Genomic DNA, 24,987 nt, shown 5'->3' on the forward strand with positions numbered 1-24,987 from the left:
GCGGGACGGGATCAGCCTGCCGGTGCGGCACCGGCACTCTTCTTGAGCTCCAGCACCAGCTGGGGGGTGAGCGCCGCACCGGCCCGGTTGGCGAACAGGGTCATCTCGTAGGCGATGTTGCCCAGCTTCGCCTCCTTCGAGGTCACCACGCCGAGAACGGCACCGCAGCCGATGGCCGACACCAGCACATGGCCGCCCTCCAGGTCGATGATGACCTTGTTGAGGCCGCCGAGTCCGTAGTTGCCGGAGGCGCCCGCCGCGAGGCTCGTGATGCCCGAGACGATCGCGGCGAGCCGCTCGGAGGCGTCCTGCTCGCGCGGCTGCGAGACGGCGATCAGCAGGCCGTCGGAGGACACCGCGATGGCGTCGACGACACCGGCGGTCTGGGTGGCGAACCGGTCGAGCAGCCAGTTGAAGTCGGCCACGGCGGCTCGCAGGTCGGTGGGTTCTGCCCGCTCGGAACTGCTGTTACCTGTCGGCGTGCTCACTGCCCGGCTCCTTCGGAGAGTGCTGGTGTCGCGGTGCTGCTGTTTCCGTGGGGGGAGTGGCGCTGGTTTCCGTGGGGGGAGTGGCGCTGTCCTGCTCCGCCTTGCGTACGGCGGCTTCGAACTCGTCGAGTTCCGAACGGACCGCGTCGGCGTCGACGGGCCGGCGTACGTCCGGAACGCCCCGGCCCTGTGGGGTGGTCATGGGGAGTGTCGCTCCTCGTACCCGCCGGCGCAGCGGCCTGGGTGCCTGGAGCCCGGCCGGCTGGTCGGCGGTGGCCGTGGGGGTCGCTTGCTCGGGGCCCTCGGCGGTGCCCGTCTGCTCCGTACTCCTGCGGACCGGGACCCGCCGCGGAAGGCCGCCCTCCGGTGCGGGGGCTGCCGGACGCCGTTCGGGCATGGTGGCGGCGACCGGTGCGGGCGCGGGCGCGGCGGCGACCGGCGCAGGTGTGGGTGCGGACCCGGCGGGCTCCTGCTCGGCGGCCGCCGGGAGCTCCGGGGCGGGTCCGGCCACGGCCGTGACCGGCGACGGCGCAGGCTCCGTCGGGCCGTCGGTCAGCAGGTGCGCGGCGGGGACCCAGACCGTACCGGTGACCCCGCCGCCCGGCGTCCGGCTCAGGGTGACCCGGATGCCCCAGCGCCGGGCGAGGCTGCCGACCACGAAGAGGCCGAGCACCTTGGTCGGTACGAGGTCGAGCCGTTCCCGGCGGACCAGCCGGGCGTTCTCCTCGGCGAGCCGCTCCGCGCTCATGCCGAGGCCGTGATCGATGACCTCGATCAGCGCGCCACCGTCCGAGGTGACGTCGGCACCGGGCCGGACGACCACCTCGACGGGGGTGTGGGACGGGGAGAACGTGACCGCGTTCTCCAGCAGTTCGGCCAGCATCAGCGTCAGGTCGCCGATGACGTCGGGCGCGACGGTGACATCCGCCTCGGCCCGCAGGGACACCCGCTGATACGCCTCGATCTGGCTGAGCCCCGCGCGCAGGACGTTGGCCAGGGTGGTCGGGCGGGCCTCCACCTCGGTCTCCCTGATCCCGGCGAGCAGCATCAGGCTGTCGGCGTTCCGCTGGAGGCGGACGGCGATGTGGTCGATGCGGTAGAGCCGCTCCAGCACCTCGGGGTCGGTCTCCTCACGTTCGACGGCGTCGATCAGCATGAGCTGACTCGAGGTGAGGTTGCTGACGCGGCGCCCGACGTTGCCGAACATCTCGGCGACGTTGCGGCGGCTCAGCACCTGCCGCTCCAGCAGCGCCGCGGCGGTGACCTGCACCTGGTTGAACGCCTCGGCCAGCTCGCCCACTTCGTCGCGGACCGGGACCGGGATCGGCCGCGGCCGCAGCGGGGTGCTGTCCTCCGACTCGTCCTCCTCCCCGACCCGGGCGAGCTCCTCGGCCGTCACGTCGACCACCTGCTGCGCGGCGCCGGTCAGGGCCGCCAGGGGACGTACGACCGAGCGCCGGACCAGCACCGAGAAGGTCAGCCAGCCCACGAACCCGAGCAGGGCGAGACCGAGCAGGGTCAGCGCCTTGTCCAGGGCGTTCTCGGAGAGCCGGTCGGCACGGGCGGCGATCTGCTCGATCAGCGACCCGGTGACCTGGTGACGGGCCTCAGCCTGCCGGGTTCCGGCGTCCATCGCCTTGCCCAGCGCTCGCGGCGACTGGCCCTGGAGAGAGGCCGGATCGATCTGGAGCTCCGCGAACTGGGCGTCGACGCCGTTCTCCTCGGCGCTGCGCTCGATACCGCTCAGGGTCAGGACCTGCTTGCGGCCGGCGATCCTGGAGAATCGCTCCTCCTGGTGCTTGAAGAGCTCGTGGGCGCCGACCGCGCGGGAGTACTCGGTGAGGGCGTTGGCGTCCTGCGTCTGCGCGGAGAACACCGCGCTCTCGAACGCCGCGTGAGCGGCGTCGGCACGCAGCACCGCGTCGAGCAGACCGGTGACCGAGGACGTCTTGGTGCCGGAGAACCGGTCGAGTCCGACGCCGTCGATCAGGTAGGTCACCGCGGCGGCGTACGCGGGAGAGATACCGGCCGCGGGGACCGAGCCCCGTTCGACCTTGTCGCGCAGCACGGTCAGGCCCTGGATGTACTCCAGTGCCTGCGTCTGTTCCTTCGGCAGATCCGACCCGAACGCGGAACGCACGGCGGCGACCTGCTTGTCGGTCTCCCGCTGCGACTGGCGGTAGCCGGTGGTCGACGGCAGCGCGCCCCCTGGCCGGGTCGACTCGTGCCGTACGGACAGCAGGAGCGCCTGGCGCTGTTCGTGCTGTACCTCGTTGATCAGGCGGGTGACCTGCTTGCTGTCACGCACCAACTCGGCGATACGCCCGGCGTCCTGGGCCTGGTTCATCTGGCTGTTGACGCTGACGCCCAGCAGCACGCCGACAGCGACGACGGGCACGATCACCAGGACGTTGAGTTTCCGCCGGAACGGCCATCGGTCGAGGAAGGCTCCCGCCCGCCTGCGGAACCGCGGTGTCAGCGGCGCGCGCGGGGACGGCTCGCGTTCGCGCGGTGGGTCCACTGTGTCCACAGACGCCCCTGGCTCCTTCCATGCACTTTCGAGCGGTGACCGGGGTTGTCGTTGTTGCCGACCGCCGACGACGACCCGGGAAGCGTGACGCTCTCATACCTCGTGCCGAACGCACGCCGATTATGAGCGAAAAGATCGCGCCACACATCCGGGGGCGGTGAACACTACCGTTTGGGCGCGTACATGCAAGACATGACTCAATTCAGGCCACGAAGTCTGCGCTGTTTGTGGGCTTTTCGTTCACCTGGGACTCCCGTCACACCGCCCGCCGGGACCGATGACTGCCCCGCGGCCCACGTGGACGGACTCGCGCGCTGCCGCCCTCGGCCCGGCTACGCGCGCTCCCTTGCGGAGGGGGCTGCCTGCCGGGCCGTCGCCCCCCGTACGCTGTCTCTCCCCCGCTGCCCCCCGGCTCCAAGCCGTCCGTATCCTCTCTTGCCCTGTGAGGAGAACCGTGTACCCCACCCGCAAGGCGGTTGCGACAGCCGCCGCGTTCCTGGCGGTGGCCGCCACCGCCGGCTGCGAACCGGACACCGCCACCACGTCCCACAGAAGCCCCGTCAAGCCCGGCTGCCCCACCGCCCTCGCCAAGGCGAGGCAAGCCGTCAAGAAGGCCGAAGACGTCGACTCGCCCTGGGCGGGCCCCACCTCGGGGCCCGAGGCCGTCCGGGGCAAGAGCCTCGTCTTCATCTCCCAGTCCCTGTCCAATCCCGGCCCCACCGGGGTCGCCCAGGGCGTCCAGGAAGCCGCCAAGGTCGTCGGATGGCGAGCCCGCACCCTGAACGGCAAGGGCACGGATGCCGGTTACCGTGCCGCCTTCGACAAGGCTCTCGACCTCGAACCGGACGGCATCGTCCTCGGCGGATTCCACCCCAAGAGCACCGCCGAGCAGGTCGAGAAGGCCAAGAAACTCGGCATCCCGCTGATCGGCTGGCACTCCACCCCGGCCCCAGGGCCCAGCGAAAAGCTGAACCTCTTCAGCAACATCACCTCCAAGGTCGAGGACGTGGCGAGCATCAGCGCCGACTGGATCATCGCCCGGTCCAAGGGCCGTGCAGGCGTCGTGCTGTTCACCGACGCCTCGATACCGTTCGCCAAGCGCAAGTCCGACCTGATCAAGAAGCGACTCGCCACCTGCTCCGACGTCAAGCTGCTGAGCTACAAGAACCTGCCCATCCCCGAAGCCAACACCCGCGCCACCGAGGAAGTCTCCTCCCTGCACTCCCGCTTCGGCGACAAGTGGACCCACTCCGCCGCCATCAACGACCTGTACTTCCGGCACGCGGCCCCCGCGCTGCGCGCCGCGGGCAAGGAGGGCGACGGCGCCCCGTACAACATCGGCGCCGGTGACGGCGACCCGTCGGCCTTCCAGCGCATCAACGGCAAGCAGTACCAGGCCGCCACCGTGCCCGAGCCGCTCTCCGAACAGGGCTGGCAGATCGTCGACGAGTTCAACCGCGCCTTCGCCGACGAACCGGCCAGCGGATACGTCGCTCCCGTCCACATCTCCACCGCCGACAACAACGGCGGCGCTCTCGCCTGGAACTCCGAGGGCTATCGGCAGGCATACCGCAAGATCTGGGACAAATGACGACTGCCCGCCCGGCGGCCACCGGGCGGCGGCGCCGGGCCGGGGGCGGCGTGGTCGGCCCGATCAGCGGCGGGCGGTCCGGGGCTCCTGTCGGGCGGTCCGCGCCTCCGCGCGGGCGGCCATGTGCTCCGCGCGGGCGGCCGTGTGCTCCGCGCGTACGGCCGTGTGCTCCGCGCGTACGGCCGTACGGCGCTCGGCCGCCAGGTCCGCGAGCAGCGTCAGGGCCGCTTCCGATGGGGTGCCCGGCAGCGCGTTGTGGATCGCCACGCGCTGCCCGTCGTCGGGGAGGGCGAGGAACTCCACGTTGAGGGTGAGGGTGCCGACCAGGGGGTGGCGGAAGGTGCGGCTGGCGGCTCCGCAGTCGGCCACCGTGTGGTCGGCCCACAGCTGCGCGAACTGAGGGCTGCGTACGGAGAGTTCGCCGATCAGCGAGGCGAGCTGTGGCGCCTCGGGGTAGCGGCCGGCGATCAGCCGGAGATCGGCGACGGTCGAGTGCGTCTTGCCGTGCCAGTCCTCGTACAGCTCGCGGGTGTGCTGGTCGAGGAAGAGCACCCGGGCGACGGCGTCCAGCACCGCGTCCGAGGCGTTCGGGCTCTGCCCCTGTTCCAGCCGGGTGTAGTAGCCGGCGCTCACCCCGGCCAGCTGCGCCAGCTCCTCGCGCCGCAGACCCGGCACCCGGCGGCGGCCGCCGTACGTGGGCAGTCCCAGCTCCTCCGGCCGCACCTGCGCCCGCTTCGCCCGTAGGAACGCGCCCAGCTCGCCGCGTGTGTCCATGAGCCAAGTGTGCGGGATGCGCGAGCGCGCCTGCCTGCACCTGTCAGGTGTAGGCACAGCGGTGGTACGTGTGGCAGAGGGCTGGGTGGGGGTGAACCGTTGTCCGACTCTTGCTTCGCGGGGCCGGTCCGGTCCCGCGGTACGAGAGCACCTGATGAGACGGACGACGGAGGACACCTCCCCATGAAGACCCTTGTGATCGGCGCGACGGGCACCCTCGGGTCCGCGGTCGCCGAAGCGCTGGCGGCAAGCGGACACGAGGTCGTACGGGCCTCGCGGCACGGCCCCGTTCGCGCCGACCTGACCGACCCCGGCTCGCTTGACGCGCTGTTCGCGCAGGCCGGCCCGCTCGACGCGGTGATGTGCTGCGCCGCAAGTGGCGGCCTGGCGCCGCTCGACTCCGCCTCGGACGCCGACTTCCGGGCCGGGCTGGAGGGCAAGCTGATCGGCCAGGTGAACCTGGTGCGGCGCGCGCTGTCCCGGCTGCGGGACGGCGGCTCCATCACGCTCACCAGCGGCCGCTTCGACCGCCCGGTCCCGGGCAGTTCGCCGGGCTTCCTGGTCAACTCCGGACTGGAGGCGTTCGTCCGGGCCGCCGCGCTGGAGATGCCGCGCGGCCTGCGGTTGAACGTCGTCAGCCCGGGCTGGCTGCGCGAGACCCTCACCGCCCTGGACGCGGGGACGGCCGCGGCCCTGCGCGTAGTACGCCCCGCCGACGGCACCCCTGCCGCCGAGGTGGCCCGGCTGTATGTGGCGGCCGTGGAGGGCACGGCACACGGCCGGACGCTCACCCTCCCCGAGCTTTCCGCACTCACCACCAGGAGCACCCGATGAGCACCGCAGCCCCCCGCACCCTCGTCGTCCTCGCCCACCCCGACCTGGCCACCTCCCGGGTCAACGCGGCGCTCGCCCGCGCTGCCCGTACCGTCGGCAACGTCACCCTCCACGATCTGTACGACAGCTACCCGAAGCCGCTCCCCGGCTCGCTCGACGTCGCCCGCGAGCAGCGCCTGCTGCGCGCTCACGAGCGGATCGTCCTCCAGTTCCCGTTCTACTGGTACTCGGCGCCGCCGCTGCTGAAGCAGTGGCTGGACGAGGTCTTCGAGCACGGCTTCGCCTACGGATCGCAGGGAACCGCGCTGCACGGCAAGTCGCTGCGGATCGCCACCACGATCGGCAGCGGCGCCCACGCATACCACCCGGACGGTATGCACGGATTCCCCGCCACCGATCTCCTCCGCCCCTTCGCCGCCACGGCGCGGCTGACGGGCATGCGCTTCCTGGAGCCGTTCCTCGTCCACGGCACGCATGTGCTCACGGACGCGGAGCTGGCCGATCGGGCGGACCGCTACCGGCAACTGCTGCTCGGCCGACCGGAGTCGGAGGAGATGCGGGTGCGGGTGCCGGAGCGGGAGCCGCTGCCAGCGGGTAGGGCGTGACCCGGCGGGGAGGTACGGCAACGCGCCAGCCCGGGTTGTAGGCGCCAGGGACGGAATGGAGGTGCCAGCCCGCCCGCGCCGCCCAACCGGGCAGCGGGGAACGCCGCAGCACAAGGGCCTGCGGACGGCCCTCGGGAGCGCTACGGCACCCCGCGGTATGCGCGACAGGGATGGCGGAGCTGTTGCCGGCCAGTACGCAGGGCGGGCGCACGCCATGGGCACGCAGCACGCGTTCCATACGCTGCCAGTCCTTGCGGGCCGCGGCCTGGATGCCGGAGTGGAGCTCCAACTGGTGCAGCTGGAGCGCCAGATGCAGCAGCGCCACGGCGGCGCCGAGCGGGACGAGCATCCGCGGCAGCCGCACCCCGCGCGCCGGTACTCCCGCCCCACGCCCCGGTCTGGTCCCGCGCGCCTGTCCGGTCCCGCGCGCCAGCCGCACGGCGCTGCCCACCCCCAGCGCCGCCACGGGCGCCAGCAGCGCATAGCTGGGCAGCAGGAAGCGCGGGGCCGCGTAGTCCATGAAGAACAGATACGGGACAGCCACCGCGGCAGCCGCGACGGTGGGCAGCACCGCGACCGCCGTACGGCCGTCGCCGCGTGCCGCATGGAGGCCCAGCGCGACCAGCGGCGGGATCAGCAGCCACCACCCGGCGGACGACCACTCGACCGTCGCCCCCTCACAGGGACGGCACAGCAGCGGCCCGTCGAGTGCGGCGGCGTGCTGCCACAGCGTGTCGAGGGACAGCCGCGGCCCCATCCCGCCCTGGACCTCCCCGGCCGCCCGCACCCGCTCCATTACGCCGCCGAACCGGAGCCGGGCCTCAACCGCCCAGGGCAGCACCCCGAGGAGGGCCCCACCGGCGACGGCCGCGGCGGACCGCAGAGCCTGCCCCTTGGGCAGCTTCCCCCTCGCGCCGGCGTACAGTGCAGCCGCCAGCAGTACGGCGGCGGGCCACACCGTGTCGTTGGGCCGCATCAGCGTGGCACCGGCAAGTGCCGCTGCCGCCGCCGCGTACGTACGCGCCGTGGGGGCGTTCCGCCCCGGTCCGCGCAACAGGCAGCCGACGGTGCCCGTCAACCCCATCGCCACATAGTGGTTGGGCATCGCAGCGCCCGCGTAGAACAGCGCGAACCACACACTGCTGTACAGCGCCGCCGCCAGCGGCACCACCCACCGCCTCTCGACCACCCACAGCCACGGCAGATACCCCAGGTAGAGGGCCAGCGATGCCGCGACGGTCAGATAGCAGCGCAGCAGCACCACGGAGTCATTCAGGGCCGCCACTGGTGCGATCAGCAGCGGCACACCACGCGTCCTGGGCGCGCTGAACGGGGTTTCCGGGCCGAACGCCGTGAAGCGGCTCGCATACACCAGTTCGTCCCAGCCGAGAGGGAGTCCGGGCTGGACGACGGCGAGTGAGAGTGCCCCGAACACCCCGCAGATTGCGGCCAGCCGGTGGCGGTCGGCGTGCTCGGCATTCCATGACATACGCCGCATCTTCCCGCCGCCGAGCCCCCCTCGGCCGCCGCCGAGCAGGCGTGTTGCGGGCCCACTGCGTGGGGGCGACGGCGTGGGGTGGTGGCTTAGGTGGGAGGGGGTGGCTGTTGCGGCTCGGGGTGGGTGGGTGGGGGTTGGGGGCGGCTCCCCCCGCCTGCCGCCGGGACGGCTGGCTTGTGGGGGCACGCCCCCTATCGTTTTCGGCTGTCGCCGAGGGGTCGTGTCGGGGGGCTCCGCCCCCCAACGGCCCCCCGCTAGGTGGGCTTCGCCCCCCTAGGACCCCCCTTCCGCAAATCGCCTAGCCATTGACGTAAGAGCAGCCCGCCTGTGAGTTGCTGCCTTTTGTCTGCGGGTGGCGCCCATATCTGGGGTTGGAGCAATGGGGGCTGTTATCCACCCCAGATATGGGCGCCACCCGCAGCGAATAGTCCTGGAGCGGGGGCGGAGGTCGAATTGTCCATAGGGAGGCATGGGGCCGGGGGGGGCTCCTAGGGGGGCGGAGCCCCCGTAGCGGGGGGCAGTTGGGGGGCGGAGCCGCCCCAACGCCCGTCCGGCGAGGACCGGGGGTTTGGGGGCAGAGCCCCCAACACAGGAGGGGGCCCAGGGTGGGGCCCTCAACCCACCACCACCCCCACCCACCCCGGGCCCAAGGCTGGGCCCTCACGCATTGGCACCCCAGTCCCACAGGGCCTGGAGGACGTCTTCCAAGGCGCGGCCACGATCGGTCAGCTGATACCGAACCACAGTCGGCCACCCAGGAAACCGCTCACGACGAACAACCCCCACATCAACCAACTGCCGCAACCGCTCGGCCAGCACCTTGTCGGAGAGCGAGGGCAACACAGCGGCCAACTCACTAAACGTATGCGGCCCCCGCAACAACTCCCGCACGACCAACGTCGTCCACCGCCCCCGCAACGCATGCAAGGTGATCTCGACCGGACAGGACGGCTCCGGAACGGCAGTCCGGGCACGCGGATCGTCGGGCAGGCCGGGCCGCGGGAGGCGGTGGCCGCAACTGACCGTTCGGTGAGCCACGACAACGGGTCCTAACGTCGGAAGCATCCGTACGAGCCGAGCGTACGGCGCCATCCAAGCCGAGGAGGATCATGACCGTGAGCAGCAGAAACAGCATGACCACCCCCACCCGCCCGGCCCGCGAAGCGGCCGACGTCCCGGCGGTCTTCGCCGAACGGTTCAACTCCGGACAGCCGCAAGCGGTGGCCGAGATGTACGCCCCGGGCGCCGTGTTCGTCTCGCCGGACGGCAGCGTGGCCGACTCCCCCGAGAGCATCGCCCGCGCCAACGCGGACTTCCTCGGGCTGGGCCTGCCGATCACCGTCCGGCCGCGGCACGTCTACACGGCGGGCGACACCGCCCTCCTCATCGTCGACTGGGAGATCGAGGGCACGGGCCCGGACGGGCAGCCGCTGCACATCAGGGGAACGGCGACCGATGTCGCGCGGCGCGGCTCCGACGGGGTGTGGCGGTATGTGATCGACCGCCCGGTGGGGTAACCCGGCGTCCGGCCGCGACGGCCGCGCCGGCCGCGGCTACTCGTGCTGCGCCATCGCACTCCGGAAGGCGGCGGCCATGGAGGCGGGGTCGTAGTCGTCGCCGACACCCTGCGCGATGACGATGTCGCCGTCTATATGCGCCGTACGCAGCGGGATCAGCTCCTGGTAGGCCGGGGAGGCGTACCAGTCGTGGGCGGCCTGGCGGTCGGGAAACTCGATGATGACGACGCCGCCCGACCACGAGCCCTCCAGCACCTCGGGGTCACCGCCGTGCACGAGGAAGCGGCCCTGGTACGGGTCGAGGGTGGCCTGGATGCGCTCCACGTAGGTGATCAGGTCGGTGTGCACCTCGCGGTTGGTCAGCCGGGCAACGCCATATGCGGTCACAAGGGCCTCCTGCGGGGGGACATCGATGGAACGCCGGTACGGGGCGCTGTGTAGCGTGACCAGTGTCGCCACGTCGGGCGGTAGGGGCGATTACGCCGCGGGTAATGGCGGCCCTCGGGGGGCACGCCGCGAGACGGAGGAGCACGTGTCACAAGCACAGGCGGACAGCGAGCCGTTCACCGTTCCGGTGACGGTGCGGGGGTACGAGACGGACACCCAGGGGCATCTGAACCAGGCGGTGTACCTCCAGTACGCGGAGCATGCGCGCTGGTCGCTGCTGAAGGCGGCCGGTATCGAGCAGGCCGCACTGGTGGGCTCGGGCATCGGCCCGGTCACCCTGGAGCAGACCTTGCGCTACAAGGCCGAGCTGCGGGCCGGGGACGAGGTGACGGTCAGCTGCGCCTTCGAGTGGAGCGACCGCAAGATCTTCGGGGTGCGCCAGCTCATCCGTAAGACGGACGGCACACTGGCCGCCGAACTGACCGGTGTGGGCGGGATCATGGATCTGAGCGCCCGGCGTCTGGTGGCCGACCCCGGCGGGGCGCTGCGCGAACTGGCCACCGATCCCAAGGTGCTGGGACTGGAGTAGCGCCGTTCCGCACCGCGCACGACTGTGGGCCCCGCACTCGGCGGGGCCCACAGTCATGTCGAGGTGTTCAGTTGTTCAGCGGCTCCGGCTCAGATCGCGGAGCCGGCCTTCCACTCCGACCAGCTCATGTTCCAGCCGTTGAGGCCGTTCTCGGGCTGGATCGTCTTGTCGGGCGAGCCCTTGACCACGACGACGTCACCGATCATCGAGTTCTCGTAGAACCAGCCACCGTCCGTGGAGGTGCTGCCGGCACCGCGGCTGTCCTTCAGGCCGACGCAGCCGTGGCTGGTGTTGCCGGAACCGAAGGGCGCGCCCCAGTAGTTGCCGTGGATGAAGGTGCCCGAGGTGGACAGCCGCATGGCGTGCGGGACGTCCTTGATGTCGTAACCCTCGGCGCCCTTGCGGCCGAATCCGACCGTGTTGCCGTCCATCCGGGTCTCCTTGTGCTTCTCGGAGATCACCATCTGGCCGTTGTACGTCGGGTTCTTGGCGCTGCCCGCGGAGATCGGGATGGTCTTGATGACCTTGCCGTCCCGCTCGACCTTCATCTTGTAGCTCTTCACGTCGACCGTGCTGACCTGCTTGCGGCCGATGTTGAAGGTGACCTTCTTGTTCTGGACACCGACGTTGCCGTTGCCCGCTTTCACACCGTCGAGCTTGAGGTCGAGGGTGACCTTGGAGTTGGGCTTCCAGTACTCCTGAGGACGGAAGTCGAGCCGGTCGTTGCCGAACCAGTGGCCGACGACCTCCTGGCCGCTGGACGAGCTGACCTTGATCGCGGACTGGACGGCCTTCTTGTTCTGGATCTGCTTGTCGAAGGTGATGGAGACCGGCATCCCGACGCCGACGGTGGCGCCGTCCTCACCGGCGTACGTCCCGATGAAGCTGTGCTCCGGCGCGACGGTGGTGAAGGTGCGGTTCTCCACGGCCTTGCGCCCGTCGCCGTCCTTGGCCGTCGCGCTGATCTCGTACTTGGTGGCGCGCTCGAGCTGCTGCTTGGGCTTCCAGCTCTTGCCGTCGGAGGAGAGGGTGCCCTCTATGGCGGTGCCGCTCTGGGCCGCCTTCAGGCTCACCTTGGTGAGCTTGCCGCCCTTGACGGAGACATTGGCGCCGTTGTTGATGCTGGCGTTGTCCTCGCCGTCCTTCGCGGGGATCTTTATTCGGGCGGCCGAGCTGTCCTTACCTGCGGCTATGTCGTTCTTCGCGGCCGACTTCTCGGTGTCACCCCCGTCGTCACCACCGCCGCAGGCGCTCAGCGTGAGCACCCCACCGAGCAGCGCGGCCGTGACCGCGAGACCCTTGCGGTGCTTCCCCACCGTCATCACTGGCTTCTCCATATGCCTTCAGAACCCCATGTCTCCCCGGTAAAGCTGCGTAGCCCCCACAGCGTCCGAAATCGGACATGTGCGCTCCAGCTCTGTGCATAAGAACGCACCGGGGACTATGACCGGTTCCACTTTCTATAAAACTGTGGCCTAGGACACCCATCCGCCTGGTTTGCGAACCCTTCTGGTTCCCAGGAAAAGCGGAAGCATGCCTTCCCCCTCGCCTCCAGCACTCAGTAACATCGGCCCGCGTACGGCTAGTTCACACTGGTCCCCCGAGCCGTACGTCGTACCCACGCACCCAGGAGGGCGTTTCGTGTCCGAGGCCGGACCCTCGAAGCTGTCAGTCCACCGCCGTCCTCTGGCCACCGCTGCGGCGGCCGGCGGAGTGCTGCTCGCCCTCTGGTTCGTGCCCACAGCCAACGCTACCCCCGAAAAACCCGACCATCCCACCCATCACAGCAACACTGTGACGCGGTTGGGACATGACGCGGGCGCGGAGTGACCCCCTCGCGCCTGCTCTGAAGCGGGGCCGTCCCTGTTGGGCGCGTGCCCCTGCGAAGCTTGGGCAGTCTGCGCCAGGGGCGCAGGGTGGGCAAGCGCAGCCCCCATGCCGGGCATGCCCTAGATCAGCGGCCCCGTCGCCGACTCCGCAGCGGCCACCAGCGCACCGGACCGGACGAAAGCCTCAGTGGCCGCCAAATCCGGCGCGAGGTAGCGATCCTCGCCCGGGCCCTCGGCCCCGGCGTCCCGCAGTGCGGCGATCACGGCCTGGGCGGCAGCCCCGGGCGTCAGCCCGGCCGTGCCCGAGCGGAGCTCAATGGCTCGCGTGGCCGCATAGACCTCCACTCCGATGACGCGAGCCAGCGCATCCACCGCCGTACGAAGCTTCCGCGCAGCGGACCAGCCCATGGACACATGGTCCTCCTGCATCGCGGAGGAGGGGATGGAGTCGACGGAAGCTGGCACCGCCAGCCGCTTCAGCTCGCTGACCAGGGCCGCCTGCGTGTACTGGGCGATCATCAGCCCCGAGTCCACCCCGGCGTCGTGGGCGAGGAACGGCGGCAGGCCGTGCGAGCGGTTCTTGTCCAGCAGCCGGTCCGTACGCCGCTCCGCGATGGAGGCGAGGTCGGCTGCGGCGACGGCGAGGAAGTCGAGGACGTAGGCGACCGGCGCGCCGTGGAAGTTGCCGTTGGACTCGACCCGTCCGTCGGGCAGCACGACGGGGTTGTCGACGGCCGAGGCCAGCTCCCGTTCGGCGACCGTACGGGCGTGCGCCAGGGTGTCCCGGCCCGCGCCGGCGACCTGTGGGGCACACCGCACCGAGTAGGCGTCCTGCACCCGTGGTGCGTCGTCCTGGTGGTGCCCGGTCAGGCCTGAACCGGCCAGCACCTTGAGCATGTTGGCGGCGCTGGCGGCCTGGCCCGGATGCGGCCGGATGGCGTGCAGCTCTGGCGCGAGCACCCGGTCCGTACCCAGCAGCGCCTCCAGCGACAGGGCAGCGGCGATGTCCGCCGAGGTGAACAGGCGCGCGAGGTCGGCGCAGGCCATCAGCAGCATGCCGAGCATCCCGTCGGTGCCGTTGAGAAGGGCCAGGCCCTCCTTCTCGCGCAGCTCGACGGGGGTGATGCCGTGCTCCGCGAGGAGTTCGCCGGCCGGCCGCAGTACGCCGTCGGGGCCCTCCGCCTCGCCCTCTCCCATCAGCGTGAGGGCGCAGTGCGACAGCGGGGCGAGATCGCCGGAGCAGCCGAGGGAGCCGTACTCGTGCACGACGGGCGTGATGCCCGCGTTCAGCAGGTCGGCCATGGCCTGGGCGACCTCGGGGCGCACCCCGGTGCGGCCCGAGGCGAGGGTCTTCAGCCGCAGGAACATCAGTGCGCGTACCACCTCGCGCTCCACCCGCGGGCCCATGCCGGCGGCGTGCGAGCGGACGATGTTGCGCTGGAGCTGGGCACGCAGGTCGGGGCCGATGTGGCGGACGGCGAGGGCGCCGAAACCGGTGGAGACGCCGTAGACGGGGTCGGGCTTGGCGGCGAGGTCGTCGATGAAGCGCCGGGCGGTACGCAGCGCCTCGACGGCTTCCCGGTGCAGCTCTACGCGGGCACCGTCCCGGGCGACGGCGACGACCTCCTCGGGGCTGATGCCCGAGCTTCCGACCACCACAGTGTGCATATTCATATTCACGAACCCTAATGAGTGAATTGGCATCTGTCACGAGCGGACGGCCGTGGCTGCCTAGGATAACTAGTTTTCTTCCTAGGGCCCCTAGCTTTATGGTCTTCACCAATACGGCCACGAGCGGGAACGGCGGGTGATGGCGCATGGTGCGCGCGGGTCTGACGGTGGAACGGGTCGTCCAGGCGGCGGCCGAACTCGCGGACGAGGTGGGTCTGGACAACGTCACGCTGTCCGCGCTGGCCCGGAGGTTCGGCGTCAAGGACGCCAGCCTCTACTCCCACGTCCGCAACCTCGCCGATCTGCGTACCCGGCTGTGCGTGCTGGCAGCGCGCGAGATGACCGACCGGATCGGTGCCGCCGTCGCCGGGCGCGCGGGCAAGGACGCGCTGATCGCGTTCGCCGACGCCTACCGCGGCTACGCCCTGGAGCACCCGGGCCGCTACGCCGCGGGCCAGCTCCAGGTCGACCCGGCGGTGGCCGCCGAGTCGGTCGGCCATCGCCGCAGCGTCGAGCTGACGTACGGGATGCTCCGCGCCTACGGCCTCCAGGAGCCCGATCTGACCGACGCGGGGCGGCTGCTGCGCAGCACCTTCCACGGCTACGCCGATCTGGAGACCCGCACCGGCTTCAGCCACCCCCGCCGGCTCGACGACTCCTGGCGCCGCTCCCTGGAGGCGCTGCACTTCCTGCTGGAGAACTGGCCGACGACACCTGAGCAGACGAAACGAGGAGAGTCATGAGCACGAGGAGAGTCATGAGCGACCGACCCACCGAAGCCAGCGAACCCCGCGTCGGCACCCTGCCCGTCCCCGGCGCCACCCTCCAGTACGAGGTACGCGGCACCGGACCGCTGCTGCTGCTCATACCGGGTGGGGCCGGGGGCCTGGCCGCCTGCCAGGGGATCGCGGCCGCGCTCGCCGACCGGTTCACCGTCGTCGGCTACGACCCACGCGGCATCGGCGCCAGCCCGTCGGACGTACCGGGCGAGGACCAGCGGCCCGAGGTGCACGCGGCCGACGCGCACCGTCTGCTCGATCTGTTCTCACCCGCCGAGCCGGGCTATGTCTTCGGCACCAGCTCCGGCGGCATCGTCGCGGTCGAACTGCTGGCCAGGCACCCCGAGCGGATCCGCCTCGCCGTCGCGCACGAGCCGCCGCTGGCCCGGATGCTGCCGGAACCCGAACCCGCGCTGGCCGCCTTCGCGGAGGTCCGGGACGTCGCCGTACGGGAGGGCGTCGGCGCCGGATACGCACGGCTGGGCGCGGCGGTGGGTGAGGCGGAGCCGGTGGCGGACGACGCGGGCGAGCCGCAGCCGATGTCGCCGCAGCTGCGGGCGACCGTGGAGGCGAGCAGCGCCCAGTTCCTCCAGCACGTGCTGAAACCGTTCACCCATCACAGCCCGGACCTCGGCCTGCTGAAGGGCGTCTCCGAGCAGCTCGTCGTCGGCGTCGGGCGGACCTCACGCGGGCAGCTCCCGCACACCCTCGCCACGGCGCTGGCTGAGCACGTCGGTGCGGAGTGCCGCACCTTCCCGGGCAGCCACATCGGCTGCGTCGAGCACCCCACCGCGTTTGCGCAAGCGCTGGCCGCGACGCTGCTGAGGGCTGGCCGCGGCTAGTTGCGTACCCGGCACAGGGGGCTGCGCTTGCCCACCCTGCGCCCCTGGCGCAGACTGCCCAAGCGCAGCACGGGGGGACGCGCCCCGAAGGGGCGCGGGGAACTGCGCGAGCAACCACAACGCACCCCGCAGTCCGCAAGCAAGGGGTAGGGGCACCCCCTCACCGGAACCCCCGACACGGCCCAACAAATCAGCGCCTGCGGAAGCGCCGGCGCTCCGGGGGCGAGGGGGGCAACGGGTCGGGGGTGACAGCCATCCGCACCGTGGGGTCGTGGGGCCCGCCCTCACGCCCCGCCACCACCGGCTTGGCCGAGCGCAGCGACTTCGCTCGGTACTGGGCCGCGTCCGCGAGCCGGAAGATCCGGTGCGCCGTGCGCACTTCGCCGACCGGATCGCCGGTGGAGGCGACCCCGCAGGCCACGCCCTCCCCCAGCTCCAGTTCGGCCGCGCCCCGGCACAGTTCGTCGGCGGCGCGTACGACCTCGTCAGCCGTCGGCCCGACGGCCAGCAGACAGAACTCGTCACCCCCCAGCCGTCCGGCCAGTGCGCCGGGCAGTGTCGCCGCGCCGGCGGACAGCACGGCGGCGAACCGCTCCAGGAGCCGGTCCCCGGCCTCGTGGCCATGTGCGTCGTTGACGCCCTTGAGCCCGTTGATGTCGCAGACGACGAGGCTGACGACGGTGCCCAGGTCGCGGTGGAGTTCGACGGCCTCGTCCAGCCGGTTCTCGACGGCGCGGCGGTTGGCCAGTCCGGTGAGGGGGTCGGTGTAGGCGAGGCGGCGGACCTCTTCCAGCCGCTCGTTCTGCGCGATGCCGGAGGCTATGAGGGCCGCGAGTACGGCGGCGAAGTCGGCGTCGTCCCGGGTGAAGGGGGGCGCCGCGGCGGCCCGGGCCACGTACAGCTCGCCCCAGGCCCGTCCGTGCAGCACTATCGGCGCGATCACGCAGGAGCCGCGGCCCCTGCGGCGCAGTGCCGCCACCCGGCGGTAGCTGTGTGCGGCCTCGCCCTCGGCCTCCGCGGTCTCCTCGGGCCCGTCGCCCTCCACCCACGCCTGCGGCCTGCCGCCGCCCGCCCACCACTCGTGCAGCAACTCGGCGACCTGCGGGAAGTCCCGTACGGGGTACGACTCGTCGGTGGGGAACTCGGCCTCCTCCGGCGCCCGCTCCCCCACGTTGACCAGCACCCGCAGTCGGCCGCGGGCCCGCTCCCAGACGGATATCGACGCGAACGCGCCGCCCATCGCCTCGCAGGCACCCCATGCGGCCGCGTGGGCTATGTCCCGGTGGGAGAGCGCGGCGGCGGCCTCCGGCTCGTCCTCGTCGTACGGGTGCGGCCGGGCCGTCGCGGGTGCGGACGTCTGTGCGGCCGCCATGGCCTGGGACAGCCCGACGACGGCGCTGAGGCGCGCGTCCGCGTCCTCTCCTGTTCGGCCCATACCGCCAAGATTAGGAGGCTTCGCCCCGTTCTGCCGCGCAGGCCCCTACGGAGAGCCTCACTCTACGAAGAAAGCCGCTGTCTTGCCGGGGAATCACGACTGCCCTCTGGGCCAGATTGCCGTAGTCACTCCCCGGGCCAGTCCGGCTTCCGCTTCTCGTTGAACGCAGCGACGCCCTCGGCGCGGTCGCCCGAGAAGGCGACGGTGCGCCAGGCGGCCTCCTCCACCTCAAGCCCCGCGCGCAGGTCCATGCCCCATCCGGTGCGCAGCGCCCGCTTGGCGGCCCGCAGTCCGACCGGCGAGTTGGCGGCGATCCGCTCCGCCAGCGCCAGCGCCTCGCCGCGGTCCTCACCCTCCGCGGCGAGCAGATCGACCATCCCGAGCGCGTGTGCCTCGGCCGCCGCCACCCGGCGCGCCGAGAAGATCAGCTCGGCGGCGCGGGCCGCACCCACCCGGCGCGGCAGCAGCTGGGTGCCGCCTCCGCCGGGCACCACACCGACCGACACCTCGGGCAGCCCCACGACGGCCGTGGGGTCGGCGACGATCAGATCGCAGGAGAGCGCGAGTTCGTACCCGCCGCCCAGCGCATAGCCGTGCACGGCGGCGATGGTCGGCATCGGCAGCTCCAGCACCCCGCTGTAGGCGGCACGGGAGTGCGGGCGCTGCGCGGCGAGCTGGGCGTCGCTGAGGGAGTTGCGCTCCTTGAGGTCGGCGCCGACGCAGAACGCGCGCTCGTGCGTAGAGGTCAGCACGGTGGCCCGTACGCCGCCGTCCCGCGCGAGCGCGGCACACGCGTCGGCGAGCGCGCCCGCGAACGCGCTCGACACCGCGTTCATGGCCTCCCGCCGGTCCATCACCAGCTCCGCGACGTGCCCGTCCCTGCGGACCCGCACCCACTCCCCGAACGCCTGCTCGCTCTGCTCGCTGTGATCCATACGGATCACGATAACGACGGTTAACTCTCTTGGGTACGGCGCCGCAGCAGCCACGGCTCCACCACGCCCAGGCCACGCACGGGCCGCTGGTAGAGGGGCTGGAGGGCGAACCGGTACCCGGACAGGTCCTCGCTCTCCTTCTCCGACTCCGGCGCCGCACCGGAGGCGGTCAGCTCGGCGCGGAAGGCGCCGTCCACCAGCACCGTGTCCTTGGGCGCTATCGAGGTGAGCCGGCTGGCGAGGTTGACCGTGTTGCCGAAGACGTCGCCCATCCGGGTCGTCATCGTGCCGAACGCGATGCCGACCCGCAGCTCGGGCATCGTCTCGTCGTTCGCCATCGTCTCGATCAGCCGCAGCCCGATCTCCGCCGCCGTGCTCGCGTCCTCGGCGACGTAGAGGATCTCGTCCCCGAGCGCCTTGATCAGCCGCCCGCCGTGCGCGGCGACCAGATCCGCGGAGGTGGTCTCGAACGCCTCGACCAGCTCGCCCAGTTCCTCGTCCTCCAGCCGCCGCGTCAGCCGGGTGAAGCCCACCAGGTCGGCGAAGCCGATGGCCTGCCGCCGGTTGACCATCTCCTCGTCGTCCTGCGCCTGTACGACCCGGCCCGTGGCGGCGGCCAGCTGGCGGCGCCACACATAGACCAGGAACTCCTCCAGCTCGGGCAGCAGCAACTGCACCAGCGGAAAGGTGACTTCGTTACGGGTCATCCCCGGCTCGGGCGGCTCGGTCAGCCCCATCAGGAACGAGTCGATCTGCCAGTCCGCGAGCCGCGCAGTGGTCTGCCCCGTCGACCGGGCCACCTGCACCGCCATCGTCTCGCTCAGCAGCCCCGCCTCCACCAGACCCGACAGCCGCCGCAGCGCCAGCACATCGGCCTCGGTCAGCGCACGGGCCTGCCCCACGTCGGCGAACCCCATCGCCCGCCAGAACCTGGACGCCAGCTCCATGGAGACCCCGGCGGCGCGGGCGGCCTGGAACGGCGTGTACTGCCGTTCGGAGCCGAGGATGAGCTCCTCGATCCGCAGCGCACTGGGATCGGGCTCGTCGTCCGGGTCCCCCGCAGCGCCGTCCCGGAAGGGGCCCCCGATGCCCCCGTCGCCGGACGCCGCCGACTGGCCGGGCGCCGGCCCGGCGGCCGGGGCGGACGCGGCGGACGCTGAATCGGCGGATGCGGCGGAGGCAGACGCGGCGGAGGCTCCATCGCCGGACGCGGCGTTGGCGGACGCGGCCGAGGCTGCATCGGCGGTGCTGTCCCCCGACGCCGATCCGTCCGCCGCTCCATCCGCCGAGGCGGCACCCCCGGCCGGGGTCGGTTCGGGGGGCTCCTGGGTGGCGGGGCCGTGTGCTCCGCGGTCGTCGGTCTCGGCGGCGTCGGAGGCGCCCGGGGCCGTCGAGGACCCGGGGGCGCCTCCCGGCCGAAGGTCCGGGGAGGAAGCCGCTCTGCGTTCGGGCATGCCCGGTTCGTCCACGGTCACCGCGGGCTCCCCGCACCCTCCGCGGCGTGGTGTCTCGGCCTCGCGTCGTCCCTGCGCACAGCCCTTCCGTTCCTCTTGCTCAACCTGCTCCGGGCCGGGACACCGCTGCCTGATGGCACCCGATGTCACCGCCGATTGCCCACCATACGGCAGTTGTGCGCTACCTCACTCTCCAGCTGCGGGGCGCAGATGGACGATGTCACCGGCAGCGATCGGATGCTGTACGCCCTGTTCCGAAGCGATGAGCAACCGCCCGTCGCCGTCGACCGCGACAGCCTCCCCCACCAGCTCGTCCCCGCCGGGCAGCATCGCCCGTACGGTCCTGCCGAGCGTCACGCATCCCGCCGCGTACGCGTCCAGCAGCGCGCCGGCCGCCGGGTCGCCGTCGGCCTCCGTCCAGCGGCCGTACCAGTCCTCCACCGCACGCAGCACCGCACGCAGCAGCGGGTCCCGGTCGGTGCCCTGGGCTCCCGCGAGGGCCAGCGACCCCGCGGTCGGTACGGGCAGCTCGTCCTCGCGGAGGGTGACGTTGAGGCCGATGCCGAGGACGACGGAGTCCTCGCCGACGCGTTCGGCGAGGATGCCGCCGATCTTGCGTTCGCCGCCCTTGCCGGTGGTCAGCACGTCGTTGGGCCACTTCAGGCCGGTGTCGACGCCCGCCGAACGGGCCAGGGCGCCCGCCGCGGCCACCCCGCCGAGCAGGGGCAGCCAGCCCCAGCGGTGCGGGGGGACCTCCGGGCGGAGCAGCGCCGAGAAGAAGAGGCCGGAGCGGGGTGGGGCCGTCCATGAGCGGTCCAGACGGCCTTTGCCGGCCGTCTGCTCCTCGGCGACGAGGACCGCGCCGGGTGCGGCTTCGCCGCGAGCCGCGCGGGCGGCGAGCTCTGTGTTGGTCGAGCCGATGGATTCGACCACGTCCAGGTCGGTCCACAGCGAGCTCTCGCCGAGCAGGGCTTTGCGGAGGGCCGCCTCGTTGAGTGGGGGGCGGTCGAGATCGGACCAGCGATTGGGAGTCATACCGCCAGGCTATGGGTGGGCCCATCGCCTGTGAGGGCACGCGCCGGGTGAGCCGCCGCGTGAGAGGGCTCTGGTGGGTGGGGGGCTGGGGTGGGAGGGGGTGGTGGTGGCGTGGGTGGGTGGGGGTTCGTGGTGGCCTGGGGTGGGTGGGTGGGGGTTGGGGGCGGCTCCCCCCTCCTGCCGCCTGGCCGGCTGGCTTGTGGGGGCACGCCCCCTTTCGTCTTCGGCTGCCGCCGACAGGTCGTGTCGGGGGGCTCCGCCCCCCAACGGCCCCCCGCTAGGTGGGCTTCGCCCCCCTAGGACCCCCCTTCCGCAATCGCGGAAGCCATTGACGTAAGAGCCGTCCGCCTGCGAGTTGCTGCCTTTTGTCTGCGGGTGGCGCCCATATCTGGGGCTGGAGCAATGGCCGCTCTCAACCACCCCAGATATGGGCGCCACCCGCAGCGAATAGTCCTGGACCAGGGGCGGAGGACAAATTGTCCAGACGGAGGCATGGGGTCGGGGGGGCTCCTAGGGGGGCGGAGCCCCCGTAGCGGGGGGCAGTTGGGGGGCGGAGCCGCCCCAACGCCCGTCCGGCGAGGACCGGGGGTTTGGGGGCAGCGCCCCCAACACAGGAGGGGGCCCAGGGTGGGGCCCTCAAGCCCGCCCAACCCTCAACCCACCACCTCCCCCACCCGCCCACCCCCACCCACCCACGCGATGTGTTCAACACCGCACTCCGCAAATGGGCAGGTCGCCGATACCCTACGGGTCGGTAGCCAACCCGCGACGGTAAGGAGCCCCCCGCGATGTCCTCGCCCAGCCCCGACATCGACGACCTCGACATCCACACCACCGCGGGCAAACTCGCGGATTTCGAGCGCCGCACCAAGGAAGCCGTCCATGCGGGCTCCGAACGAGCAGTGGAAAAGCAACACGCCAAGGGCAAGCTGACCGCGCGTAAGCGCATCGCGCTGCTCCTCGACGAGGGTTCGTTCACCGAGCTGGACGAGTTCGCACGGCACCGTTCGACCAACTTCGGGCTGGAGAAGAACCGCCCGTACGGGGACGGCGTCGTCACCGGCTACGGCACCGTCGACGGCCGCCCCGTCTGCGTCTTCTCGCAGGACTTCACCATCTTCGGCGGCGCCCTCGGCGAGGTCTACGGCGAGAAGATCGTGAAGGTCATGGACTTCGCGCTGAAGACCGGCTGTCCCGTCGTGGGTATCAACGACGGCGGTGGCGCCCGGATCCAGGAGGGCGTGGCGGCGCTCGGGCTGTTCGCGGAGATCTTCCGCCGGAACACCCACGCCTCCGGCGTGATCCCTCAGATCAGCCTCATCCTCGGCCCGTGCGCGGGCGGCGCGGTCTACTCACCGGCGATCACCGACTTCACGGTGATGGTCGACCAGACGTCGCACATGTTCATCACGGGCCCGGATGTGATCAAGACGGTCACCGGCGAGGACGTCGGCTTCGAGGAGCTGGGCGGCGCCCGTACGCACAACGCGACCTCAGGCGTGGCGCACCATATGGCGGGGGACGAGAAGGACGCCATCGAGTACGTCAAGGCGCTGCTGTCGTATCTGCCGTCCAACAACCTCTCCGAGCCGCCGGCCTTCCCGGAGGAGGCGGATCTGGAGACATCCGAGGAGGACCGGGAGCTGGACGTCCTCATCCCGGACTCGGCGAACCAGCCGTACGACATGCACGGCGTCATCGAACATGTGCTGGACGACGGCGAGTTCCTGGAGACGCAGGCGCTGTTCGCGCCGAACATCGTCACCGGCTTCGGCCGCATCGAGGGGCAGTCGGTGGGCGTGGTGGCCAACCAGCCGCTCCAGTTCGCGGGCTGTCTCAACATCGACGCGAGCGAGAAGGCGGCGCGTTTCGTCCGTACCTGCGACGCCTTCAATATTCCGGTGCTCACGTTCGTGGACGTGCCGGGCTTCCTGCCCGGTACGGACCAGGAGTACGACGGGATCATCCGGCGCGGCGCCAAGCTGATCTACGCGTACGCGGAGGCGACGGTGCCGCTGATCACGGTGATCACGCGGAAGGCGTTCGGCGGCGCGTACGACGTCATGGGCTCCAAGCACCTGGGCGCTGATCTGAACTTCGCCTGGCCGACCGCGCAGATCGCCGTGATGGGCGCGCAGGGCGCGGTCAACATCCTGCACCGCAAGAAGCTGGCCGCCGCCGGTACCCCCGAGGAGACCGAGGAGCTGCGTGCTCAGCTCACCCAGGAGTACGAGGACGCGCTGCTCAACCCGTATGTGGCGGCCGAGCGCGGCTATGTGGACGCGGTGATCCGTCCGGCGGAGACCCGCCGCCACATCATCCGCGGCCTGCGCACACTGCGCACCAAGCGGGAACAGCTCCCGCCGAAGAAGCACGGCAACATCCCGCTGTGAGGAGGCCGCGATGACGACGGAGTCCATCGAAACGGCGCCGGGCGCCGCACCCGCCGAGCCGCCCATCCGGGTCGTACGGGGCAACCCGACGCCCGAGGAGCTGGCGGCGGCGCTGGCGGTGGTGCGGATCCGTGCTTCGGCCGTTGCGGCCGGGGAGCCGGAGCGGCCCGCGCCGAGCGCCTGGTCCGACCCGGCCCGCACCGTGCCGGGCCCGCTGCCGATGCCGGGCCCCGGTGCCTGGCGCCGTACGTTCTGGCCCGGCTGACCGATTCCCGCGCACGGCGCACGCCGACGCCCCGCGCCTGAGTACGCGTACTCAGGCGCGGGTCTGCGCCCGCGACGACCATGGGCGCATGCTGTGGTCCGACCCCCGAGACGAGCCGCCGCCGGAACTGAGCAGGACCCAGGAGCAGATGCACCGCCTGGGCTGGGTGCTCTTAGTGGTCACCGGGGTGGTGATGCTGCTGCTCCTGTCGGTCGCGTACTCGTAAGCGGCTCGGGCGCTCATCAGCGGCGGGTGTCAGCCGCAGCACAGGGCACCCATCTCGCGGGCCCGCGCCACTCCCTACGATGGCGGTATGGACTCACCGCGTCTCGTACTGGCCTCAGCTTCTCCTGCCCGTCTCGCGCTGCTCCGGCAGGCAGGGATGGCCCCCGAGGTGGTCGTCAGCGGCGTGGACGAGGACGCGCTCAGCGCACCGACCCCCTCCGCGCTGGCCAGGGTGCTGGCCGAGGCGAAGGCGACTGCGGTGGCCGGGCGGCCCGGGGTGGCGGGCGCGCTGATCGTCGGCTGTGACTCGGTGCTGGAGCTGGACGGGCGCCCGCTGGGCAAGCCGGCGGACGCCGAGGAGGCGACGGCGCGCTGGAAGGACATGCGGGGCCGCTCCGGCGTCCTGCACACCGGGCACTGCGTCATCGATACGCGTACGGACGCGCGCTCGCAGGACAACACCCGCTCGGTGACGGCGTCCACGACGGTGCACTTCGGTGAGCCGACGGACGAGGAGATCGCGGCCTATGTCGCCAGCGGCGAACCGCTGCATGTGGCGGGCGCGTTCACGCTGGACGGCCGCTCGGGCCCATTCGTCGACGGCATCGAGGGCGACCACGGCAATGTGCTGGGCCTGTCCCTGCCCACGCTGCGCAAGTTGCTGCGCGACCTGGGCGTCGCCATCACGGACCTGTGGGCTCCGCGCTGATCCCCGACCCGTCGACGGGCCGGCCGGCGGCGCGGTCGGCGGGCTGTTCCATGGCCTCGCCGTACCAGGTCAACGACCAGACGATCAGGCCGAGCACGGCCATCATCACCACGAAGGCCGCCCAGCCGACCAGGCCGACACAGAAGGCACCGAGCACCCCGTGCACCACCGCGCAGCTGATCAGCACGATCCGCAGAAAACCGCGCGGCGGCACATCACGGATCGCCGTACGGACGAGGATCAGCGCGCAGCCGAGCACATAGCCGCCGACGAGTACGGCGCCGATGACCGCCGAAACCGTCATGGCACGCGGGTCGATGCCCGCCAGGGACATCTGCTGGGCGTCGGCCACCTTGCCCAGGAAGAGGTTCAGCCCCACGAGCAGGGCTGCTTCCATCGTCAGCACCAACGCGGTCACCGCGGCCACCGCCCGTCTGCGCCCTGCCACTCAGCCCACCTCTTCCGTCGCCGCGCATCTGCGGTGCGCGAGCCGCCACTTGGCCACCCGCCCGCCGACGCGATCGCGTTGCCGCTCTGCTGCTCGCTGGTACGTGTTGTGCGTTACTCCAGGTACGTGCTCTTGGCAGGGCGAACGCTACTCA

General features: G+C 71.6%; 23 protein-coding genes and 1 pseudogene. 11 read left to right on the forward strand and 13 right to left on the reverse strand.

What is annotated here, in order from left to right; all coding sequences use genetic code 11:
- Positions 1-11: 11 nt before the first annotated feature.
- Positions 12-488 (reverse strand): roadblock/LC7 domain-containing protein, encoded by a 477-nt coding sequence (locus ACQEU8_RS13475; RefSeq protein ID WP_433100236.1) that lies wholly within the window; start codon positions 486-488, stop codon positions 12-14.
- Positions 469-3,018, reverse strand: coding sequence for an ATP-binding protein (locus ACQEU8_RS13480; protein ID WP_433100238.1), 2,550 nt, complete (start codon positions 3,016-3,018; stop codon positions 469-471). Before ACQEU8_RS13480 ends, ACQEU8_RS13475 begins: the two co-directional genes overlap by 20 nt.
- A gap of 454 nt (positions 3,019-3,472) precedes the next feature.
- Here ACQEU8_RS13480 and ACQEU8_RS13485 point away from each other — a divergent pair, with 454 nt between their 5' ends.
- Complete coding sequence (locus ACQEU8_RS13485) at positions 3,473-4,609, forward strand: substrate-binding domain-containing protein (protein WP_433102361.1); 1,137 nt, start codon at positions 3,473-3,475, stop codon at positions 4,607-4,609.
- A gap of 63 nt (positions 4,610-4,672) precedes the next feature.
- On the opposite strand, the gene ACQEU8_RS13490 is transcribed toward ACQEU8_RS13485, so the two are convergent.
- Entirely contained in the window at positions 4,673-5,383 is a 711-nt protein-coding gene (locus tag ACQEU8_RS13490) for a helix-turn-helix domain-containing protein (protein WP_433100240.1), read from the reverse strand.
- Between the two features lie 183 nt (positions 5,384-5,566).
- Here ACQEU8_RS13490 and ACQEU8_RS13495 point away from each other — a divergent pair, with 183 nt between their 5' ends.
- Both ACQEU8_RS13495 and ACQEU8_RS13500 read left to right on the forward strand, forming a co-directional pair.
- Positions 5,567-6,217 (forward strand): short chain dehydrogenase, encoded by a 651-nt coding sequence (locus tag ACQEU8_RS13495; RefSeq protein ID WP_433100242.1) that lies wholly within the window; start codon positions 5,567-5,569, stop codon positions 6,215-6,217.
- Positions 6,214-6,684, forward strand: a pseudogene (locus ACQEU8_RS13500) (NAD(P)H-dependent oxidoreductase); the annotation flags it as partial. The gene ACQEU8_RS13495 and the pseudogene ACQEU8_RS13500, both read left to right, overlap by 4 nt.
- 13 nt (positions 6,685-6,697) lie before the next feature.
- Here the strand turns inward: ACQEU8_RS13500 and ACQEU8_RS13505 are convergent.
- Both ACQEU8_RS13505 and ACQEU8_RS13510 read right to left on the reverse strand, forming a co-directional pair.
- Positions 6,698-8,311 carry a hypothetical protein gene (locus tag ACQEU8_RS13505; protein WP_433100244.1) on the reverse strand — a complete coding sequence of 538 codons (1,614 nt, stop codon included), beginning with the start codon at positions 8,309-8,311 and terminating at the stop codon, positions 6,698-6,700.
- 669 nt (positions 8,312-8,980) lie between these two features.
- Positions 8,981-9,412: a winged helix-turn-helix transcriptional regulator gene (locus ACQEU8_RS13510; protein WP_433100246.1), complete on the reverse strand. Its 432-nt coding sequence runs from the start codon at positions 9,410-9,412 to the stop codon at positions 8,981-8,983.
- 17 nt (positions 9,413-9,429) lie between these two features.
- Between ACQEU8_RS13510 and ACQEU8_RS13515 the strand changes: the two genes are divergently transcribed.
- A complete protein-coding gene (locus ACQEU8_RS13515) occupies positions 9,430-9,837 on the forward strand; it encodes a YybH family protein (protein ID WP_433100248.1) in 408 nt (135 codons plus the stop codon).
- 36 nt (positions 9,838-9,873) lie between these two features.
- Here ACQEU8_RS13515 and ACQEU8_RS13520 read toward each other — a convergent pair whose 3' ends face one another.
- Positions 9,874-10,224: a DUF1330 domain-containing protein gene (locus ACQEU8_RS13520; protein ID WP_433100250.1), complete on the reverse strand. Its 351-nt coding sequence runs from the start codon at positions 10,222-10,224 to the stop codon at positions 9,874-9,876.
- Positions 10,225-10,369: 145 nt separating this feature from the next.
- Here ACQEU8_RS13520 and ACQEU8_RS13525 point away from each other — a divergent pair, with 145 nt between their 5' ends.
- Entirely contained in the window at positions 10,370-10,813 is a 444-nt protein-coding gene (locus tag ACQEU8_RS13525) for an acyl-CoA thioesterase (RefSeq protein ID WP_433100252.1), read from the forward strand.
- 89 nt (positions 10,814-10,902) lie between these two features.
- Here the strand turns inward: ACQEU8_RS13525 and ACQEU8_RS13530 are convergent, their stop codons facing one another.
- Complete coding sequence (locus tag ACQEU8_RS13530; protein ID WP_433100254.1) at positions 10,903-12,135, reverse strand: L,D-transpeptidase; 1,233 nt, start codon at positions 12,133-12,135, stop codon at positions 10,903-10,905.
- A gap of 627 nt (positions 12,136-12,762) precedes the next feature.
- Positions 12,763-14,316, reverse strand: a complete 1,554-nt coding sequence (gene hutH, locus ACQEU8_RS13535) for a histidine ammonia-lyase (RefSeq protein WP_433100256.1) — start codon at positions 14,314-14,316, stop codon at positions 12,763-12,765.
- 143 nt (positions 14,317-14,459) lie between these two features.
- On the opposite strand from hutH, the gene ACQEU8_RS13540 reads away from it, so the two are divergent.
- Both ACQEU8_RS13540 and ACQEU8_RS13545 read left to right on the forward strand, forming a co-directional pair.
- Positions 14,460-15,056 carry a TetR/AcrR family transcriptional regulator gene (locus ACQEU8_RS13540; protein ID WP_433100258.1) on the forward strand — a complete coding sequence of 199 codons (597 nt, stop codon included), beginning with the start codon at positions 14,460-14,462 and terminating at the stop codon, positions 15,054-15,056.
- A gap of 14 nt (positions 15,057-15,070) precedes the next feature.
- Positions 15,071-15,934, forward strand: coding sequence for an alpha/beta fold hydrolase (locus tag ACQEU8_RS13545; protein ID WP_433100260.1), 864 nt, complete (start codon positions 15,071-15,073; stop codon positions 15,932-15,934).
- Positions 15,935-16,124: 190 nt separating this feature from the next.
- Here the strand turns inward: ACQEU8_RS13545 and ACQEU8_RS13550 are convergent, their stop codons facing one another.
- The 4 genes from ACQEU8_RS13550 to ACQEU8_RS13565 form a co-directional block, all read right to left on the reverse strand.
- Complete coding sequence (locus tag ACQEU8_RS13550; protein WP_433100262.1) at positions 16,125-17,369, reverse strand: diguanylate cyclase domain-containing protein; 1,245 nt, start codon at positions 17,367-17,369, stop codon at positions 16,125-16,127.
- Positions 17,370-17,494: 125 nt separating this feature from the next.
- Positions 17,495-18,304 carry an enoyl-CoA hydratase/isomerase family protein gene (locus ACQEU8_RS13555; RefSeq protein WP_433100264.1) on the reverse strand — a complete coding sequence of 270 codons (810 nt, stop codon included), beginning with the start codon at positions 18,302-18,304 and terminating at the stop codon, positions 17,495-17,497.
- A 20-nt stretch (positions 18,305-18,324) separates the two neighbouring features.
- On the reverse strand, positions 18,325-19,779 hold the full coding sequence (locus tag ACQEU8_RS13560; RefSeq protein ID WP_433100266.1) for an adenylate/guanylate cyclase domain-containing protein: 1,455 nt from the start codon (positions 19,777-19,779) through the stop codon (positions 18,325-18,327).
- Positions 19,780-19,944: 165 nt separating this feature from the next.
- A complete protein-coding gene (locus tag ACQEU8_RS13565; protein WP_433100268.1) occupies positions 19,945-20,793 on the reverse strand; it encodes a biotin--[acetyl-CoA-carboxylase] ligase in 849 nt (282 codons plus the stop codon).
- A gap of 788 nt (positions 20,794-21,581) precedes the next feature.
- Between ACQEU8_RS13565 and ACQEU8_RS13570 the strand changes: the two genes are divergently transcribed.
- The 4 genes from ACQEU8_RS13570 to ACQEU8_RS13585 all read left to right on the forward strand — a co-directional run bounded on the left by ACQEU8_RS13570 (position 21,582) and on the right by ACQEU8_RS13585 (position 24,385).
- Positions 21,582-23,186, forward strand: a complete 1,605-nt coding sequence (locus tag ACQEU8_RS13570; protein ID WP_433100270.1) for an acyl-CoA carboxylase subunit beta — start codon at positions 21,582-21,584, stop codon at positions 23,184-23,186.
- Positions 23,187-23,196: 10 nt separating this feature from the next.
- Positions 23,197-23,451: an acyl-CoA carboxylase subunit epsilon gene (locus ACQEU8_RS13575; RefSeq protein WP_433100272.1), complete on the forward strand. Its 255-nt coding sequence runs from the start codon at positions 23,197-23,199 to the stop codon at positions 23,449-23,451.
- An 88-nt stretch (positions 23,452-23,539) separates the two neighbouring features.
- On the forward strand, positions 23,540-23,677 hold the full coding sequence (gene mmpB / locus ACQEU8_RS13580; protein ID WP_209240091.1) for a morphogenic membrane protein MmpB: 138 nt from the start codon (positions 23,540-23,542) through the stop codon (positions 23,675-23,677).
- A gap of 87 nt (positions 23,678-23,764) precedes the next feature.
- Positions 23,765-24,385, forward strand: a complete 621-nt coding sequence (locus tag ACQEU8_RS13585) for a Maf family protein (RefSeq protein ID WP_433100274.1) — start codon at positions 23,765-23,767, stop codon at positions 24,383-24,385.
- Here the strand turns inward: ACQEU8_RS13585 and ACQEU8_RS13590 are convergent.
- Positions 24,360-24,833 carry a hypothetical protein gene (locus ACQEU8_RS13590; protein WP_433100276.1) on the reverse strand — a complete coding sequence of 158 codons (474 nt, stop codon included), beginning with the start codon at positions 24,831-24,833 and terminating at the stop codon, positions 24,360-24,362. The genes ACQEU8_RS13585 and ACQEU8_RS13590 overlap by 26 nt on opposite strands.
- Positions 24,834-24,987 lie beyond the last annotated feature (154 nt).

Source organism: Streptomyces sp. CA-250714, assembly GCF_050936705.1.
GTDB lineage: Bacteria > Actinomycetota > Actinomycetes > Streptomycetales > Streptomycetaceae > Streptomyces.